At 70.7% G+C, this 15,365-nt stretch carries 12 protein-coding genes; 4 read left to right on the plus strand and 8 right to left on the minus strand.

Annotated features, from left to right (window positions below; all coding sequences use genetic code 11):
- The 6 genes from ABT381_RS01050 to ABT381_RS01075 form a co-directional block, all read right to left on the minus strand.
- A partial coding sequence (locus ABT381_RS01050) for an adenosylhomocysteinase (RefSeq protein WP_351586208.1) occupies nt 1-827 on the minus strand: 827 nt, incomplete at its 3' end.
- Nucleotides 817-1,683 carry a methylenetetrahydrofolate reductase [NAD(P)H] gene (gene metF, locus ABT381_RS01055; protein ID WP_351586210.1) on the minus strand — a complete coding sequence of 289 codons (867 nt, stop codon included), beginning with the start codon at nt 1,681-1,683 and terminating at the stop codon, nt 817-819. The genes ABT381_RS01050 and metF, both read right to left, overlap by 11 nt.
- Nucleotides 1,680-5,156 (minus strand): methionine synthase, encoded by a 3,477-nt coding sequence (gene metH, locus ABT381_RS01060; protein ID WP_351586212.1) that lies wholly within the window; start codon nt 5,154-5,156, stop codon nt 1,680-1,682. Before metH ends, metF begins: the two co-directional genes overlap by 4 nt.
- A complete protein-coding gene (locus tag ABT381_RS01065; RefSeq protein ID WP_351586214.1) occupies nt 5,153-6,136 on the minus strand; it encodes a carbohydrate kinase family protein in 984 nt (327 codons plus the stop codon). The genes metH and ABT381_RS01065 overlap by 4 nt, the downstream gene beginning before the upstream one ends.
- A 176-nt stretch (nt 6,137-6,312) precedes the next feature.
- Complete coding sequence (gene metK, locus ABT381_RS01070) at nt 6,313-7,563, minus strand: methionine adenosyltransferase (RefSeq protein WP_351586216.1); 1,251 nt, start codon at nt 7,561-7,563, stop codon at nt 6,313-6,315.
- Nucleotides 7,564-7,663: 100 nt separating this feature from the next.
- Nucleotides 7,664-8,479: an SDR family NAD(P)-dependent oxidoreductase gene (locus tag ABT381_RS01075; RefSeq protein WP_351586218.1), complete on the minus strand. Its 816-nt coding sequence runs from the start codon at nt 8,477-8,479 to the stop codon at nt 7,664-7,666.
- A 448-nt stretch (nt 8,480-8,927) separates the two neighbouring features.
- On the opposite strand from ABT381_RS01075, the gene ABT381_RS01080 reads away from it, so the two are divergent.
- Both ABT381_RS01080 and ABT381_RS01085 read left to right on the plus strand, forming a co-directional pair.
- A complete protein-coding gene (locus tag ABT381_RS01080) occupies nt 8,928-9,668 on the plus strand; it encodes a sensor histidine kinase (protein ID WP_351586220.1) in 741 nt (246 codons plus the stop codon).
- On the plus strand, nt 9,668-10,333 hold the full coding sequence (locus ABT381_RS01085; RefSeq protein WP_351586222.1) for a response regulator: 666 nt from the start codon (nt 9,668-9,670) through the stop codon (nt 10,331-10,333). The genes ABT381_RS01080 and ABT381_RS01085 overlap by 1 nt, the downstream gene beginning before the upstream one ends.
- Nucleotides 10,334-10,411: 78 nt before the next feature.
- Here ABT381_RS01085 and leuD read toward each other — a convergent pair whose 3' ends face one another.
- Entirely contained in the window at nt 10,412-11,062 is a 651-nt protein-coding gene (gene leuD, locus ABT381_RS01090) for a 3-isopropylmalate dehydratase small subunit (protein ID WP_351586224.1), read from the minus strand.
- Entirely contained in the window at nt 11,059-12,639 is a 1,581-nt protein-coding gene (locus tag ABT381_RS01095) for a 2-isopropylmalate synthase (RefSeq protein ID WP_351586226.1), read from the minus strand. The genes leuD and ABT381_RS01095 overlap by 4 nt, the downstream gene beginning before the upstream one ends.
- Before the next feature lie 229 nt (nt 12,640-12,868).
- Between ABT381_RS01095 and leuC the strand changes: the two genes are divergently transcribed.
- Nucleotides 12,869-14,272, plus strand: a complete 1,404-nt coding sequence (leuC, locus tag ABT381_RS01100) for a 3-isopropylmalate dehydratase large subunit (protein ID WP_351586228.1) — start codon at nt 12,869-12,871, stop codon at nt 14,270-14,272.
- The gene (gene leuB, locus ABT381_RS01105; protein ID WP_351586230.1) at nt 14,269-15,354 is read left to right on the plus strand and encodes a 3-isopropylmalate dehydrogenase; all 1,086 of its coding nucleotides are present in this window, start codon (nt 14,269-14,271) and stop codon (nt 15,352-15,354) included. The genes leuC and leuB overlap by 4 nt, the downstream gene beginning before the upstream one ends.
- Nucleotides 15,355-15,365 lie beyond the last annotated feature (11 nt).

Here is a 15,365-nt window from a genome sequence, read left to right on the forward strand (position 1 = left end):
ATCTCCGTGATGATCACCCGGGCGCCCTGGCCGCGCAGCGACTCCGCACAGCCCTTGCCCACATCGCCGTACCCGCACACGACGGCGGTCTTGCCGCCGATCAGCACGTCGGTGGCGCGGTTGATGCCGTCGATCAGCGAGTGCCGGCAGCCGTACTTGTTGTCGAACTTCGACTTCGTCACGGCGTCGTTCACATTGATCGCCGGGAAGAGCAGGGTGCCGTCCCGGTGCATCTCGTACAGACGGTGGACACCGGTCGTGGTCTCCTCCGTCACACCGCGGATCTCCGAGGCGAGGGCGGACCAGTCGAGGGTGCTGGACTTGAGCAGGGCGCGCACGACGGCCAGTTCATCATTGGACGCCTCGGGCAGCTTGCCGGTCTTCTGCTTCTCGACGCCGAGGTGCACGAGCATGGTGGCGTCACCGCCGTCGTCCAGGATCATGTTCGGCCCCGGCGCGTCCGGCCACGTGAGCGCCTGCTCGGTGCACCACCAGTACTCCTCCAGCGACTCGCCCTTCCAGGCGAAGACCGGGATGCCGGCGGCGGCGATGGCGGCCGCGGCGTGGTCCTGGGTGGAGAAGATGTTGCAGGAGACCCAGCGCACCTGGGCGCCCAGCGCGATCAGCGTCTCGATCAGCACGGCCGTCTGGACCGTCATGTGCAGCGAGCCGGTGATGCGGGCGCCGGCCAGCGGCTGGGCGGCGGCGTACTCCTTGCGGATCGCCATCAGACCGGGCATCTCGTGCTCGGCGAGGGTGATCTCCTTGCGGCCGAAGGCGGCCAGGGAAAGGTCGGCGACCTTGAAGTCGGTGAACTCAGCGGGCATGAAGGCTCCTTGAGGTGGTGACACTGCGGTGGATCTCGACCGCGGCCGTCGAGCGGTTGAGGGTGATGTAGTGGAGTCCGGGCGCGCCTTCGGCGAGCAGGCGCGTGGCCATCTCCGTGGCGTACTCGACGCCGATGCGGTGGCCGTCGGCAGGCCGGTCGCGGGCGGCCTCCAGGCGGTGCGCCAGGTCTTCGGGGAAGGCGGCGCCGCTCAGCTCGGCGAACCGGCGGATCTGCCGTACGTCCGTGGCCGGCATGATCTCGGGAATGATCGGCGTATCGCAGCCCGCGGCGGCCACCCGATCCCGGAACCGCAGATAGTCCTCGACGTGGAAGAACATCTGGGTGACCGCGTAGTCGGCACCCGCCCGGCACTTGGCCACGAAGTGGCGGACCTCGCTGTCCCAGTCGGCGGAGCGCGGATGCCGCTCGGGAAAGGCCGCCACACCGATGGTGAAGTCGCCCAACGAGCGGATCAGCTCGACGAGTTCGTACGCGTACGTCAGGCCCTGCGGGTGCGGCGTCCACGCTGCGCGCAGATCACCGGGTGGGTCGCCGCGCAGCGCGAGTACGTCGTGAATGCCCGCGTCGGCGTACCGGCCGATGATGGCCCGCAGCTCGGCGACCGAGTGCCCGACGGCGGTCAGGTGGGCCACCGGGCGCAGCGTCGTCTCCTCGGCGATGCGCCGGGTCACCTCGATCGTGCGGTCCCGCGAGGAGCCTCCGGCGCCGTACGTCACGGACACGAAGTCCGGCGACAGGGCCTCCGCCCGCCGGATCGCCTCCCACAGCACCCGCTCGCCCGCCGGCGTCTTGGGCGGGAAGAACTCGAAGGAGAAGGTCGGCCCGGCCTTCACGCCCGCCTCCCGGCGTTGAAGTAGCCCGCCTCGGGGTGGTGCACGACGATGGCGTCGGTGGACTGCTCGGGATGGAGCTGGAATTCCTCCGAGAGGACGACCCCGATGCGCTCCGGCCGCAACAGGTCCGCGATCTTCGCGCGGTCCTCCAGGTCCGGGCAGGCCGGATAGCCGAGGGAGTAACGGCACCCCTGGTACTCGGTACGCAACATCCCGTCGAGGGATCCGGGTTCGTGGTTCGCGATGCCGAGTTCGGTCCGGACCCGGGCGTGCCAGTACTCGGCGAGCGCCTCGGCCAACTGCACGGACAGGCCGTGCAGTTCCAGGTAGTCGCGGTAGGAGTCGGCCGCGAACAGCTTCGCGGTCTCCTCGCCGATCTTCGAGCCGACGGTGACGACCTGCAGGCCGACCACGTCGGTCTCGCCGGACTCCTCCGGGCGGAAGAAGTCCGCCAGGCACAGGCGGCGGCCGCGGCGCTGGCGCGGGAAGGTGAAGCGGATACGTTCCGTTCCCTCTTCGTCGAGGATGATCAGGTCGTCGCCTTTGGAGACGCAGGGGAAGTAGCCGTGGACGACGGCGGCTTCGAGGAGGTTGTCCGTACGGAGCCGGTCCAGCCACATGCGCAGCCGTGGCCGGCCCTCGGCCTCGATGGTGTTCTTCCTCAGGCCCCACTGGCCCTTGAAGAGCGCGCCTTCGTCCAGCCAGGAGGCGTAGTCGGCGAGCTGGATGCCCTTGACGACGCGGGTGCCCCAGAACGGCGGGGTCGGGATGGGGTTGTCGGTGGCCACGTCGGAGCGGACGGAGCCCTCCTGCGGGCGCGGCTCCTCGATCTGGAGAGTGGATGACTTGACCCGGCGCTGCTTGAGTTCGGGCAGGGTGGCGCCGGGCACGCCGCGCTTGACCGCGATCAGGGCGTCCATCAGGCGCAGGCCCTCGAACGCGTCGCGGGCGTAGCGGACCTCGCCCTCGTAGATCTCGTGCAGGTCCTGCTCGACATATGCGCGGGTCAGGGCGGCGCCGCCGAGGATGACGGGGAAGTCGGCGGCCATCTTGCGCTGGTTGAGCTCTTCCAGGTTCTCCTTCATGATCACCGTGGACTTCACCAGCAGCCCGGACATGCCGATCACGTCGGCCTTGTGTTCCTGGGCGGCCTCCAGGATCGCGGCGACGGGCTGCTTGATGCCGAGGTTGACCACGTTGTAGCCGTTGTTGGACAGGATGATGTCCACCAGGTTCTTGCCGATGTCGTGGACGTCGCCGCGGACGGTGGCCAGCACGATGGTGCCCTTGCCCTCATCGTCGGTCTTCTCCATGTGCGGCTCCAGGTAGGCCACCGCGGTCTTCATGACCTCGGCGGACTGGAGCACGAACGGCAGCTGCATCTGCCCGGAGCCGAACAGCTCACCGACCACCTTCATGCCCTCAAGGAGGGTGTTGTTGACGATGTCGAGGGCGGGCGTGTCCTGGAGCGCCTCGTCGAGGTCGGCCTCCAGGCCGTTGCGTTCACCGTCGATGATGCGGCGCTTGAGACGCTCCTCCAGCGGAAGGGCCAGGAGTTCCTCGGCCTTGCCCGCCTTCATCGACTTCATGTTGACGCCCTCGAATAGCGCCATGAGCTTTTGCAGGGGGTCGTAGCCCTCGGCGCGGCGGTCGTAGATCAGGTCGAGGGCGACCTTGACCTGCTCCTCATCGAAGCGCGCGATGGGCAGGACCTTGCTCGCGTGCACGATCGCGGAATCCAGGCCGGCCTTGACGCACTCGTCGAGAAAGACGGAGTTGAGCAGGACACGGGCGGCCGGGTTCAGGCCGAAGGAGATGTTGGACAGGCCCAGCGTGGTCTGTACGTCCGGGTGGCGCCGCTTCAGCTCCCGGATCGCCTCGATCGTCGCGATGCCGTCCTTACGCGACTCCTCCTGACCGGTGCAGATGGTGAAGGTCAGGGTGTCGATGAGGATGTCGGACTCGTGGATGCCCCAGTTGCCGGTCAGGTCCTCGATGAGCCGCTCGGCGATGGCGACCTTGTGCTCGGGCGTGCGGGCCTGGCCCTCCTCATCGATGGTCAGCGCGATCAGCGCCGCGCCGTGCTCCTTGGCCAGCGCGGTGACCTTCGCGAAGCGGGACTCGGGCCCGTCACCGTCCTCGTAGTTCACCGAGTTGATGACCGCGCGGCCGCCCAGCTTCTCCAGCCCGGCCTCGATGACCGGCACCTCGGTGGAGTCCAGCACGATCGGCAGCGTGGAGGCGGTGGCGAAGCGGCCCGCCAGCTCCTCCATGTCGGCCACGCCGTCGCGGCCCACGTAGTCCACGCACAGGTCCAGCATGTGCGCGCCCTCACGGATCTGGTCCCGCGCCATCTCCACGCAGTCGTCCCAGCGGGCCTCCAGCATCGCCTGGCGGAACTTCTTCGAACCGTTGGCGTTGGTGCGCTCGCCGATCGCCAGATACGAGGTGTCCTGACGGAAGGGCACATGGGCGTACAGGGATGCCGCCCCGGCTTCCGGGCGCGGTTCCCGGGCCACCGGCTCGGCTCCGTGGACCCGCGCGACGACCTCGCGCAGGTGCTCGGGCGTGGTGCCACAGCAACCGCCGACCAGCGAGACCCCGTAATCCCGTACGAACCCCTCCTGGGCGTCCGCCAGTTCAGTAGCGGTGAGTGGATAATGCGCGCCGTCCTGGCCCAGCACCGGCAGCCCCGCGTTGGGCATGCAGGACAGCAGCACGCCCGCATGTCGTGCCAGGTAGCGCAGGTGCTCGCTCATCTCGGCCGGCCCGGTCGCGCAGTTCAGGCCGATCATGTCGATGCCCAGCGGCTCCAGGGCGGTCAGCGCGGCGCCGATCTCGGAGCCCAGCAGCATGGTGCCGGTGGTCTCCACGGTCACCGAGCAGATGATCGGCAGGTTGGTGCCGGTGACCTCCAGCGCCCGGCGGGCACCCAGGATGGCGGCCTTGGTCTGCAGCAGGTCCTGGGTGGTCTCCACCAGCAGCGCGTCCGCGCCGCCGGCGATCATGCCCTCGGCGTTCTGCTGATAGGCGTCCCGCAGCGTGCGGTAGGGGGCGTGGCCCAGAGTGGGCAGCTTGGTGCCCGGGCCCATCGAGCCCAGCACCCAGCGCTGCTGCCCGGTGGAGGCGGTGAACTCATCCGCCACCTCACGGGCGATGCGCGCACCGGACTCGGACAGCTCGAAGACCCGCTCGGGAATGTCGTACTCGCCCAGCGCCGCATGGTTCGCGCCGAAGGTGTTGGTCTCCACACAGTCCACGCCCACCGCGAAGTACTCCGCATGCACGGAGCGGACGATGTCCGGGCGGGTGATGTTCAGGATCTCGTTGCAGCCCTCGAGCTGCTGGAAGTCCTCCATGGAGGGGTCCTGGGCCTGGAGCATGGTGCCCATGGCTCCATCGGCGACCACCACGCGCGAGGCCAGCGCCTCGCGGAAGGCGTCGATGCGGGCGGTGTCGTACCGGGAAGTCACGAGGCCTCCCCGAGCCCCGGTGCGAACTGCGCCGCCGTTTCCGGTCCGTACGCCTCGGCGACCCGCTCCAGCAGTTCCGCGGGCAGCAGCTTGTACTCCTGGGTGCCGACCGACTCCAGTACCGTCGTGGCGACCGCGCAGCCCAGCTGGGCCGCGCGCCGGTACGGCCACTGCCAGGCCAGGCCTGCGAGGAAGCCGGCGCGGAACGCGTCGCCCGCGCCCGTGGGGTCGGCGATGTCGTCGGTGGGCACGGCGGGTATGTGCAGTTGCGGTTCGCCGGCGCGCGTGAGGCGTGCGCCGTCCGCGCCGAGCGTGGTGATCCAGGTGCCTACGTGGTCGAGTACGGCGGCGGTGCTCCAGCCGGTCCGTTCCTGCAGCAGCGCGGCCTCGTACTCGTTGGTGAAGAGCAGGCGCGCGCCGGCGACGAGGGACCGGGTCTGTGCGGGGGAGAGGCGGGCCAGTTGCTGTGAGGGATCGGCGGCCACCGCGATGCCCTCGGCGTGGGCGGTCGCGGTGTGCCGGAGCATGGCCTCGGGGGCATCGGCGCCGATGAGGGCGAGGTCGAGTCCGCCGGCGCGACGGGCGACCGCGGCGAGGTCGATGTCACGCGCCTCGGCCATGGCCCCGGCGTAGAAGGTGGCGATCTGGTTCTGGTCGGTGTCGGTCGTGCACATGAAGCGGGCGGTGTGCAGGTGCTCGCTGATGCGTACGGAGCCGGTGTCGACCCCGTCGGCCGCCAGCCGTGCTGCGTACTCGGTGAAGTCCGCGCCGGCGGCCCCGACCAGGACGGGCCGCAGGCCCAGTCGGCCCAGGCCGCAGGCGATGTTGGCGGCCACTCCGCCCTGGCGGACCTCCAGGTGGTCGGCGAGGAAGGACAGCGAGACCCGGTCCAGCCGGTCGGCGATGAGCTGTTCGGTGAAGCGGCCGGGGAAGGCCATCAGATGGTCGGTGGCGATCGATCCGGCGACGGCGATCTGCACGGTTCTCTCCTTGCCTGCGGGGTGGGGCGTGGGCGTTTCGGCATACGGGGAGGGGCAGGGATCGAGAATGCGCCAGGGCCGGCCCGGTCAGCGCGGTACCGGCCCTGTACGACGAACACGGCTCGGGCGAAGCCGACTACGGCTCGGGCGGAGCCTCGGGTGGAGCCGGGGGCCGCTCAGGCGGTGACCCCGGCTGCCGCGCGGAGCTCGGCCACGCGGTCGGTGCGCTCCCAGGTGAAGTCCGGGAGCTCGCGGCCGAAGTGGCCGTACGCGGCGGTCCCCGCGTAGATGGGGCGGAGCAGGTCCAGGTCGCGGATGATCGCGGCGGGGCGGAGGTCGAAGACCTTGCCAATGGCCTGCTCGATCGCCGCGGCCTCCACGGTCGCGGTGCCGAAGGTCTCGACGAAGAGGCCGACCGGCTCGGCCTTGCCGATCGCGTAGGCGACCTGCACCTCGCAGCGTCGCGCCAGCCCGGCCGCGACGACGTTCTTGGCGACCCAGCGCATCGCGTAGGCGGCGGAGCGGTCGACCTTGGAGGGGTCCTTGCCGGAGAAGGCGCCGCCGCCGTGCCGGGCCATGCCGCCGTACGTGTCGATGATGATCTTGCGGCCGGTCAGGCCCGCGTCGCCCATCGGGCCGCCGATCTCGAAACGCCCGGTCGGGTTCACGAGGAGGCGGTAACCCTCGATGTCGAGCTTGATGCCGTCCTCGACCAGTTCGTTCAGTACGTGCTCGACGACGAACCCGCGGATGTCGGGGGCGAGCAGCGAGTCCAGGTCGATGTCGCTCGCGTGCTGCGAGGAGACGACCACGGTGTCCAGGCGGACCGCGCGGTCACCGTCGTACTCGATGGTGACCTGTGTCTTGCCGTCGGGGCGGAGGTAGGGGAGCGTGCCGTTCCTGCGGACCTCGGACAGGCGGCGGGAGAGCCGGTGGGCAAGGCTGATGGGCAGCGGCATCAGTTCCGGGGTCTCGTCGGTCGCGTAGCCGAACATCAGGCCCTGGTCGCCGGCGCCCTGCCGGTCCAGCGCGTCGTCGGACCGGCCGTCGGAGGCGGCCCCCTCGACCCCCTCAGCCCCCTCGACCCGCTTCTCGTACGCGGTGTCCACGCCCTGGGCGATGTCGGGGGACTGCGCGCCGATGGAGAGCGACACGCCGCAGGAGGCGCCGTCGAAGCCCTTGGCGGAGGAGTCGTAGCCGATCTCCAGGATCTTCTCGCGTACGAGCTGGGCGATGGGCGCGTACGCCGTGGTGGTGACCTCGCCGGCCACATGGACCAGTCCGGTGGTGATCAGCGTCTCCACCGCGACACGGGAGGCGGGGTCCTGACGCAGTAGCGCATCGAGGATCGTGTCGCTGATCTGGTCGGCGATTTTGTCGGGATGGCCCTCGGTCACGGACTCCGAGGTGAACAGCGTTGAGGCCATGGGATCTCCGTAAGTTGTTGGGCAGCCCGGGAGGGCCGGGTCTGGCCGAGCGAGTCAAGGCGCCACGGGCATACGTACATTGACGGGCCGTCAGGGCGTATCAGGCTGCCTCGCGCTTGCGCAGCCGCAGCGCACGCCAGGTCGCGTCCGCGGTCCAGCCGCCGTCCACCGGCAGGGCCGTGCCGTTGACATACGCGCTGAGATCGGGGTCGGCGAGGTAGGCGACGGCCTCGGCGATGTCGTTGGGGGAGGCGAAGCGGGCGAGCGGCACGCGGTCGACGATGTCCTCCGGCGTGTAGGCGCCCGAGGCGAGGTCGGCCTCGTCCATCTCGGTCTTGACGAAGCCGGGGCAGACGGCGTTGACACGGATGCCGCGTCCGCCCCACTCCACGGCCAGGGTGCGGGTGAGGCCGAGCACGCCGTGCTTGCTGGCGTTGTAGGCGACCCGGTCGGGGATGCCGCCGAGGCCCGCGATGGAGGCGATGTTGACGATTGTCCCGGGCGCGTCGGAGTCGAGCATGGCCGTGCCGAAGGCCCGGCTGAGCAGGAACGGGCCGGTGAGATTGACGTCGAGTATCCGGCGCCACTGGGCGGCCCCGGTCGTCTCGGCCGGGGCGATCATCCCGATGCCGGCGTTGTTGACCAGGACGTCGACCCGGCCGAAGCGGTCGAGGACCTCGTCCTTGGCGGCGGCCACGGCGGCCTCGTCGGAGACGTCGGCCGTGATGCCGATGGCCTCGGTTCCCGCAGCTCGTACGGCGTCGAGGGCGTCGAGGGTCTCCTTGGGGTGCTCCAGGTCGATCAGGGCGAGCGAGTAGCCCCGGGCGGCGAGGACTTCGGCGATGCGACGGCCGATCCCCTGGCGCGCGCCGGTGACGACGGCGACTCTGGCGTTGGCGTTCATACCGTTCTTCATGGGCTCCAGCGTCGCTGTGGCGGCCGTGCGGCCACATCCGGCGAAGGTGACAGCGGGCACTGTGCTTTGGGGACACGGGCCGTGGCGCGGTGGCGCACGGTCGGCGCGCCAAGGAGGCACAGTCGGCGCACCAAGGGGGCAGGACCGGTGCGCCGAGGGCCGGGGGAGGGGCGCCGAAGGGCGGGGCCCAGCGGGGTGATCGGTCGTCAGCGGCCCTACCCAAGTTACATAAAGAGCGCTATCTTTTGTTTCGTGAGCGCCTGAAGGGAGGCGTGTGATCGGCGGACCGATTTTCTGTGACAAAGGCCCGGCATGTCGGCCGGATCCCCTCCGCCGCGCCGTAATTGATGCCGCCGTGCCCGCCGGAGCGTGCATTCCGAGCGCGCATTCGGTGCGTTCACCTCCGACCATCCCCGACAGCGGACGATGCTTGAGGAAGTGCTGTGCGATGACACGCAATGCGACGACGCCACAGGGCCGTGCCGGTGTACTGGACCGTCCTCCGATAGCCGAGGACGGCGGGCCGCCGGGCCGAGCGGCGGCAGCGAGTATCCCGGCGGCCGGGAGAGCACCGGCGGACGGCCGGGAGAGGACCGCCGGCGGAGACCGGCCGGCCGGGGCCGACGACCTCTTGGCCCCGGCCGACCGGCAACGGCTCAGCCGTGAGCTCCACGACCGCGTCGCCCACGCCATCGTCGTCGGCCTCAACTCCTTGGAACTCAGCGAGTTCTATGCCGCCGACGACCGTGCCGAGCGCGCCCGCGACAAGTGGGCCGACGCCGTGCGCCTTCTCCACCAGGCCCTGCACACGACCAAGGAGCTGGCCACCCGGCTGCGTACCCCCGGCGCCGAGCTGCAGCGGGCCCTGAGCCATCCGCGCCCGGCCCCACCCGGCAGCGTGGACGTCGGCGAGATCTACCTCATCTTGCGCGAGGCCGTGGGGAACGCCCTCGCCCACGCGGGCGCCGAGGACATCACCATCTCGCTGCGCACCCGGGAAGGCGCGATGGTCGCCGAGGTCGCCGACGACGGCTCGGGCCTCCAGCGGGGCGAACGGGACCGCTCCGCGGGGCTGGGCCTCACGTCCATGAAGGAGCGCGCCGCCTTACTGGGCGGCTCACTGCGTACGAGCCCGGGGCCCCATGGCGGCACCCGCATCACCCTCACGGTACCGCTGGCGGCCCGGTGATGACGGGGGCGGACGCGCCGGCCCGGGTCGTCATCGCCGACGACCACACGCTGTTCCGCGAGGGCATCGTCGAGATCTGCGAAACAGAGAGCGATCTGCACGTCGTCGGCCAGGCGGAGCACGGCGAGGAGGCTGTCGCGCTGGTCCGCAGGAGGAGTCCCGACGTCGTCCTGCTGGATGTGGAGATGCCGGGCCCGGGCGCCGAGGAGACCCTCGAACAGGTGCTCAACGTTCCCGAGCCGCCCCGCGTCGCCGTCCTGACCATGCACGATGACGCACGCATGGTCAGCCGACTGCTCGCGATCGGAGCCCAGGCGTACATCTCCAAGAGCTCCACGCGCGAGGAGCTGCTCGCCGCGATCCGGGCCGTACGCAGGGACCCCGACCGCGTGGTGCTCTCCGTCGCCAAGGAGACCGTCAGCCGCCTGGAGCGCCCGGCCCAGGGCCCGCTCTCCGCCCGCGAACTGGAGGTGCTCGGCCTGGTGGCCCGCGGCCTGAGCAACGCCCAGATCGCCGGCGAGCTCTACATCTCCGAAGGCACCGTCAAACGCCATCTGACCAACATCTACCTCAAGCTCGAAGTGCGCTCCCGCATGAACGCCATCAACAAGGCCGTGGCCATGCGGCTGCTCCCGGCCGCCGAGCCCGGCGCGGCCGCACGCTGACCCGGCGCAGGAAGGCCGCCCCGGATCCCGGGGCGGCCTTCCTGCATGGGGGACGGCGCGGCAGTGTGGCGGCAGGGATCACCCGGCTTCCGCGGGTCCTGACGCACCGCCCGCCGTACGGCCGGCCGCACCCGAGGCCACGACCCGCGGCAGCCACACCGGCCGCCGCCGCTCGTGCGCGTCGATGCCGCCGCCGCGGCGCAGCGTGATCTCGATGTCGTCCAGCCCGTTCATCAGCTGCCAGCGGCTGTGCTCAGCGATCTCGAACGGTATCCGCAGGCTCCCGGCCAGCACGATGCGCTCGTGCAGATCCACGGTGACCTCGGCCGCCGGGTCCGCCTCGATCAGCTCCCACAGCCGTTCCACCGCCTCCTCCGGCACCCGCGGCGTCACCAGCTGGTTCTTCGCCGCGTTGGCACGGAAGATATCGCCGAAGGAGGGGGCGATCACCGCACGGAACCCGAAGTCGCGCAGCGCCCACACCGCATGTTCGCGCGAGGAGCCGATGCCGAAGTCCGGGCCCGCCACCAGCACGCTCGCCCCGGCATACACCGGCCGGTTCAGTGCAAAATCCGCGTCCTGCCGCCAGCGGTGGAAGAGCGTGTCCTCATATCCCGTACGCCCCAGGCGTTTGCAGAACTCGGCCGGGATGATCTGGTCGGTGTCCACGTCGCGACGGCGCAGCGGTGCCGCCGTCCCGGTGTGCCGTACCACGGGTACCGGACTCATGCCGTCACCTCCGCAACGAGCCGCCGGGCCACCGAGCGCAGCGCCCTGGCCAGGCTCTCCTCCTTCGTCGCCGCCACGCCGACACCCCAGCGGGTGGTCGTGCCCACCGACGCCTCGGCGTACGCCACGTGCCGCTCCTCGCCGGCCCGCGGCCCCTGTATCCGCGTCTCGCTCACCGTGCCCTCCAGCGCGTGCCGGGACAGCAGCGCGTCCAGTACGGCCTGCGGTGACGACCGGTCCTCCACCGGGCCCGGCAGCGCGGCACCGTCCGCCTTGTGCAGATACACCTCCGTGAACCACTCCAGGAGCTGATCCGCCGTCACCTCCCTGCCGTCCTCGGCCTTGGTCTGCACGATCGAGGCGAACTCGATCTGCAGCCGCCGCGGCAGCTCGAAGGCGTGCTCGGTCCGCATCAGATGCGAGACGCCGCCCTTGCCCGACTGCCCGTTGATCCGGATGAGCGCCTGGTAGTCCCGGCCCACATCGCGCGGATCGATCGGCAGATACGGCACGTCCCACACCGGCGAACCGCTCTCCTCCAGCGCCCGCAGCCCCTTGGTGATCGCGTCCTGGTGGGATCCGGCGAACGAGGTGTAGACGAAGTCGCCCGCCCAGGGGTGGCGCGGCGAGACCGGCATCCGGTTGCAGTGCTCGGCCACCCGCCGCGCCTCGTCCAGATCGCCGAGGTCCAGGCCCGGGTCGATGCCCTGCGAGTACAGGTTCATCGCCAGGGTGATCAGGCAGACGTTGCCGGCCCGCTCGCCGTTGCCGAAGAGGGTGCCCTCCACCCGGTCGGCGCCGGCCAGCAGCGCCATCTCCGTGGCGGCGACCGCTGAGCCGCGGTCGTTGTGGGTGTGCAGGGTCAGCGAGATCGCGTCGCGGTACGCCAGGTTGCGGTGCATCCACTCGATACGGTCGGCGAACTCGTGCGGCGGATAGGCCTCGACCGACGCCGGCAGCACGATCCGCACCTGGTCCGCCGGCTCCGGGCGCCAGAGCTCCAGGACCGCGTTGTGCACCTCCAGCGCGAACTCCGGCTCGGTCTGCGTGAAGGACTCCGTGCCGTACTGGAGGTAGATCTCGGTGCCCGGCAGCGAGTCGCGCAGCTTCAATGCCCGCTCCGCGCCCCGCAGGGCCAGCGCCTTGACCTCGGCGCGGCTCATCCGGAACACCGCGCGCCGCTGTGTCACCGAGGTCGGATTGAAGATCTGCACGATGGCGCGCGGCGCGCCCTCGATGGCCTTGACGGTGTCCTCGATCATCCCGTCGCGGATGGGGGACATGACCTGGATCGTCACGTCGTCGGGAATCGCGTCCCGCTCGATCACATCGCGGGTGAATTCCAGGTCGGCGCGGCTGGACATCGGAAAGCCCAGCTCGATCTCCTTGAAGCCCAGCCGCACCAGCAGGTCGTACATCACCCGCTTGCGCGCGATGTCCATCGGCTCCAGCAGAGCCTGGTTGCCGTCTCGCAGATCGACGCTGCACCAGGTCGGCGCCCGCTCCGGCACGCGGTCGGGCCAGGTCCGATCGGGCAGCGTGAACGGTCGGTACCGACGGTACTTGTGTACGGGCATGCCGCCGGCGCGTCGCTCCGATGCATTCTTTCCGGGAGAGTAAGTCACGGCCCGAGTGTCACCCCGGCACCGCCGCCACCGCGCCCGACGATGGATGTATTTCCGGAGGCAGTCGGGCGGAAGTGCCTGTGACTTTCGTCGTACTGGCCCTGCGCTCATACGCCCCGAATGGAATTCCTCGCCGATTCTTCTTCAAATGCGGGAATCCCGAGCGGTACCGTCCACGGCCATGGGTCTTACCTTGGCCGAGAAGATATGGCAGGAACATACCGTCGACCGGGCGGAGAATCTGCCCGACCTGATCTACATCGATCTGCACCTCATGCACGAGATGACCAGTCCGCAGGCCTTTGACGGGCTGCGGGCGGCAGGCCGCGGCGTACGCAGGCCCGACCTGACCGTCGCCACGGCGGACCACAACGTTCCCACCGACCTGATGGCGGGACGCCGCACCATCGCCGACCCCGTGTCCCGCGCCCAGGTCGGCGCCCTGCGGGAGAACTGCGCGGAATTCGGCGTCGAGCTCTTCGACCTCGACCACGAGGACCAGGGCATCGTCCACGTCATCGGACCCCAACTGGGCCTCACCGAGCCCGGCATGACCATCGTCTGCGGTGACAGCCACACCAGTACCCACGGCGCGCTCGGCGCCCTGGCCTTCGGCATCGGCACCAGCGAGGTCGAACACGTCCTGGCCACCCAGACGCTCGCGATGCCGCCGTTCCGCACCATGGCCGTCAATGTCGAAGGCACCCTGCCCGCCGGCGTCACCGCCAAGGACCTCATCCTCGCCGTCATCGCCCGCATCGGCACCGGCGGCGGCCAGGGATACGTCATCGAATACCGCGGCGAGGCCATTCGCGGCCTGTCGATGGAAGCCCGGATGACCGTGTGCAACATGTCCATCGAAGCAGGCGCCAGGGCCGGGCTCATCGCCCCCGACGACACCACCCTCGACTACCTCAAGGGCCGCCCGCACGCCCCCGCCGGCGCGGCCTGGGATGCCGCCGTCGCCCACTGGCGCACCCTCGCCACCGACGCCGACGCCGTCTTCGACAAGGAGATCACCCTCGACGCCGCGGAGCTCGGCCCGTACGTCACCTGGGGTACCAACCCCGGCCAGGGCGGCCCCCTCAACGGCACCGTCCCCGACCCGGACGCCTTCGCCGACCCCGGCGAACGCGAAGCCGCCCGCACCGCATTGGCGTACATGGACCTCGCCCCCGGCACCCCGCTGCGCGCCATCCCCGTCGACACCGTCTTCGTCGGCTCCTGCACCAACGGCCGCATCGAGGACCTGCGGGCCGCGGCCGAGGTGCTGCGCGGCCGCCGCGTCGCCGACGGCGTGCGCGCCCTGATCGTCCCCGGCTCCACCCGGGTACGCCTGGATGCCGAGGCCGAGGGCTTGGACAAGGTCTTCCGCGAGGCCGGGGCCGAATGGCGCTCGGCGGGCTGCTCGATGTGCATCGGCGTCAACCCCGATCGTCTCCAGGCCGCCCAGCGCAGCGCCTCCACCTCCAACCGCAACTTCGAAGGCCGTCAGGGGGACCGCGCCCGCACCCACCTGGTCTCCCCGCCGGTCGCGGCGGCCACCGCTGTGCTGGGCCGCCTCGCTTCCCCGGAGGACCTGTGACCACCCCCGGTACCGCCCCCACCGCGCGGCCACGCATCGTCGCCCTCCCCGGTGACGGCATCGGCCCCGAGGTCGTCGCCTCCGCCCTGCACATCCTCCGCGCGGTCGGTGACTTCGACGTGCGCGAATACCCCATCGGTGCCGCCGCCATCGACCGTACGGGGCGGCCGCTGCCCCCGCAGACGCTCGCGGCCTGCACCCGGGCCGACGCCGTCCTGCTCGGCGCCGTCGGCACCGGAACCCAGCCCGCCGACCCCGACGCACCCCGCCCCGAACAGGGCGTACTCGAACTGCGCAAGGCCCTTGGCCTGTACGCCAACCTCCGCCCCGTGCGCCCCTTCCCCGCACTGGTCGACGCGGGCCCCCTCAAACCCGAACGCACCAAGAGCGTCGACCTGATCGTCGTCCGCGAGCTCACCGGCGGCCTGTACTTCGGCCGGCGCGCCCGCACCGCCGACGACGCCTACGACACCTGTGCCTACACCGTCGCCGAGATCGAGCGCGTCACCCGTGTCGCCTGCGAACTCGCCGCCGGCACCGGCCGCCGCGCCCGCGTCACCTCCGTCGACAAGGCGAACGTCCTGGACACCTCACGGCTGTGGCGCGAGACCGTGACCCGCGTGGTCGAGCGCGAGTACCCGCAGCTCGCCCTCGACCATCTCCTCGTCGACACCGCCGCGATGCGCCTGGTCACCGACCCCGCGTCCTTCGACATCGTCCTCACCGAGAACATGTTTGGCGACATCCTCAGCGACGAGACCGCAGCCATCGCAGGCTCCCTCGGACTGCTGCCCAGCGCCTCCCTGCCCGGGCCGCCCGACCCGGCCGCCGGCGTCCGCGGCGGGCTCTTCGAACCCATCCACGGCTCGGCTCCCGACATCGCGGGCCGCGGCCACGCCAGCCCCCTCGGCACCATCCTCTCCGTCGCCCTGATGCTCCGTCATGGCCTCGGGCGACCCGACGCCGCCGACGCGGTCGAGACCGCCGTCGAACGCGCCCTGGACGCCGGGCTGCGCACCCCCGACCTCGGCGGCACCGCCACCACCGACGACACCACCCGCGCCGTGCTCGCGGCCCTGTGAAGGAGGCGAGC

Origin of the sequence: Streptomyces sp. NPDC000151, assembly GCF_040301705.1 — a bacterium.
Lineage (GTDB): Bacteria > Actinomycetota > Actinomycetes > Streptomycetales > Streptomycetaceae > Streptomyces.

Coding starts and splice junctions, on each gene's coding strand:
- leuD (WP_351586224.1), bottom strand. CDS start 11,062: ATGAGTCCGGTACCCGTGGTACGGCACACCGGGACGGCGGCACCGCTG.
- ABT381_RS01095 (WP_351586226.1), bottom strand. CDS start 12,639: ATGCCCGTACACAAGTACCGTCGGTACCGACCGTTCACGCTGCCCGAT.
- ABT381_RS01080 (WP_351586220.1), top strand. CDS start 8,928: ATGACACGCAATGCGACGACGCCACAGGGCCGTGCCGGTGTACTGGAC.
- ABT381_RS01085 (WP_351586222.1), top strand. CDS start 9,668: ATGACGGGGGCGGACGCGCCGGCCCGGGTCGTCATCGCCGACGACCAC.
- metK (WP_351586216.1), bottom strand. CDS start 7,563: ATGGCCTCAACGCTGTTCACCTCGGAGTCCGTGACCGAGGGCCATCCC.
- leuC (WP_351586228.1), top strand. CDS start 12,869: ATGGGTCTTACCTTGGCCGAGAAGATATGGCAGGAACATACCGTCGAC.
- ABT381_RS01075 (WP_351586218.1), bottom strand. CDS start 8,479: ATGAAGAACGGTATGAACGCCAACGCCAGAGTCGCCGTCGTCACCGGC.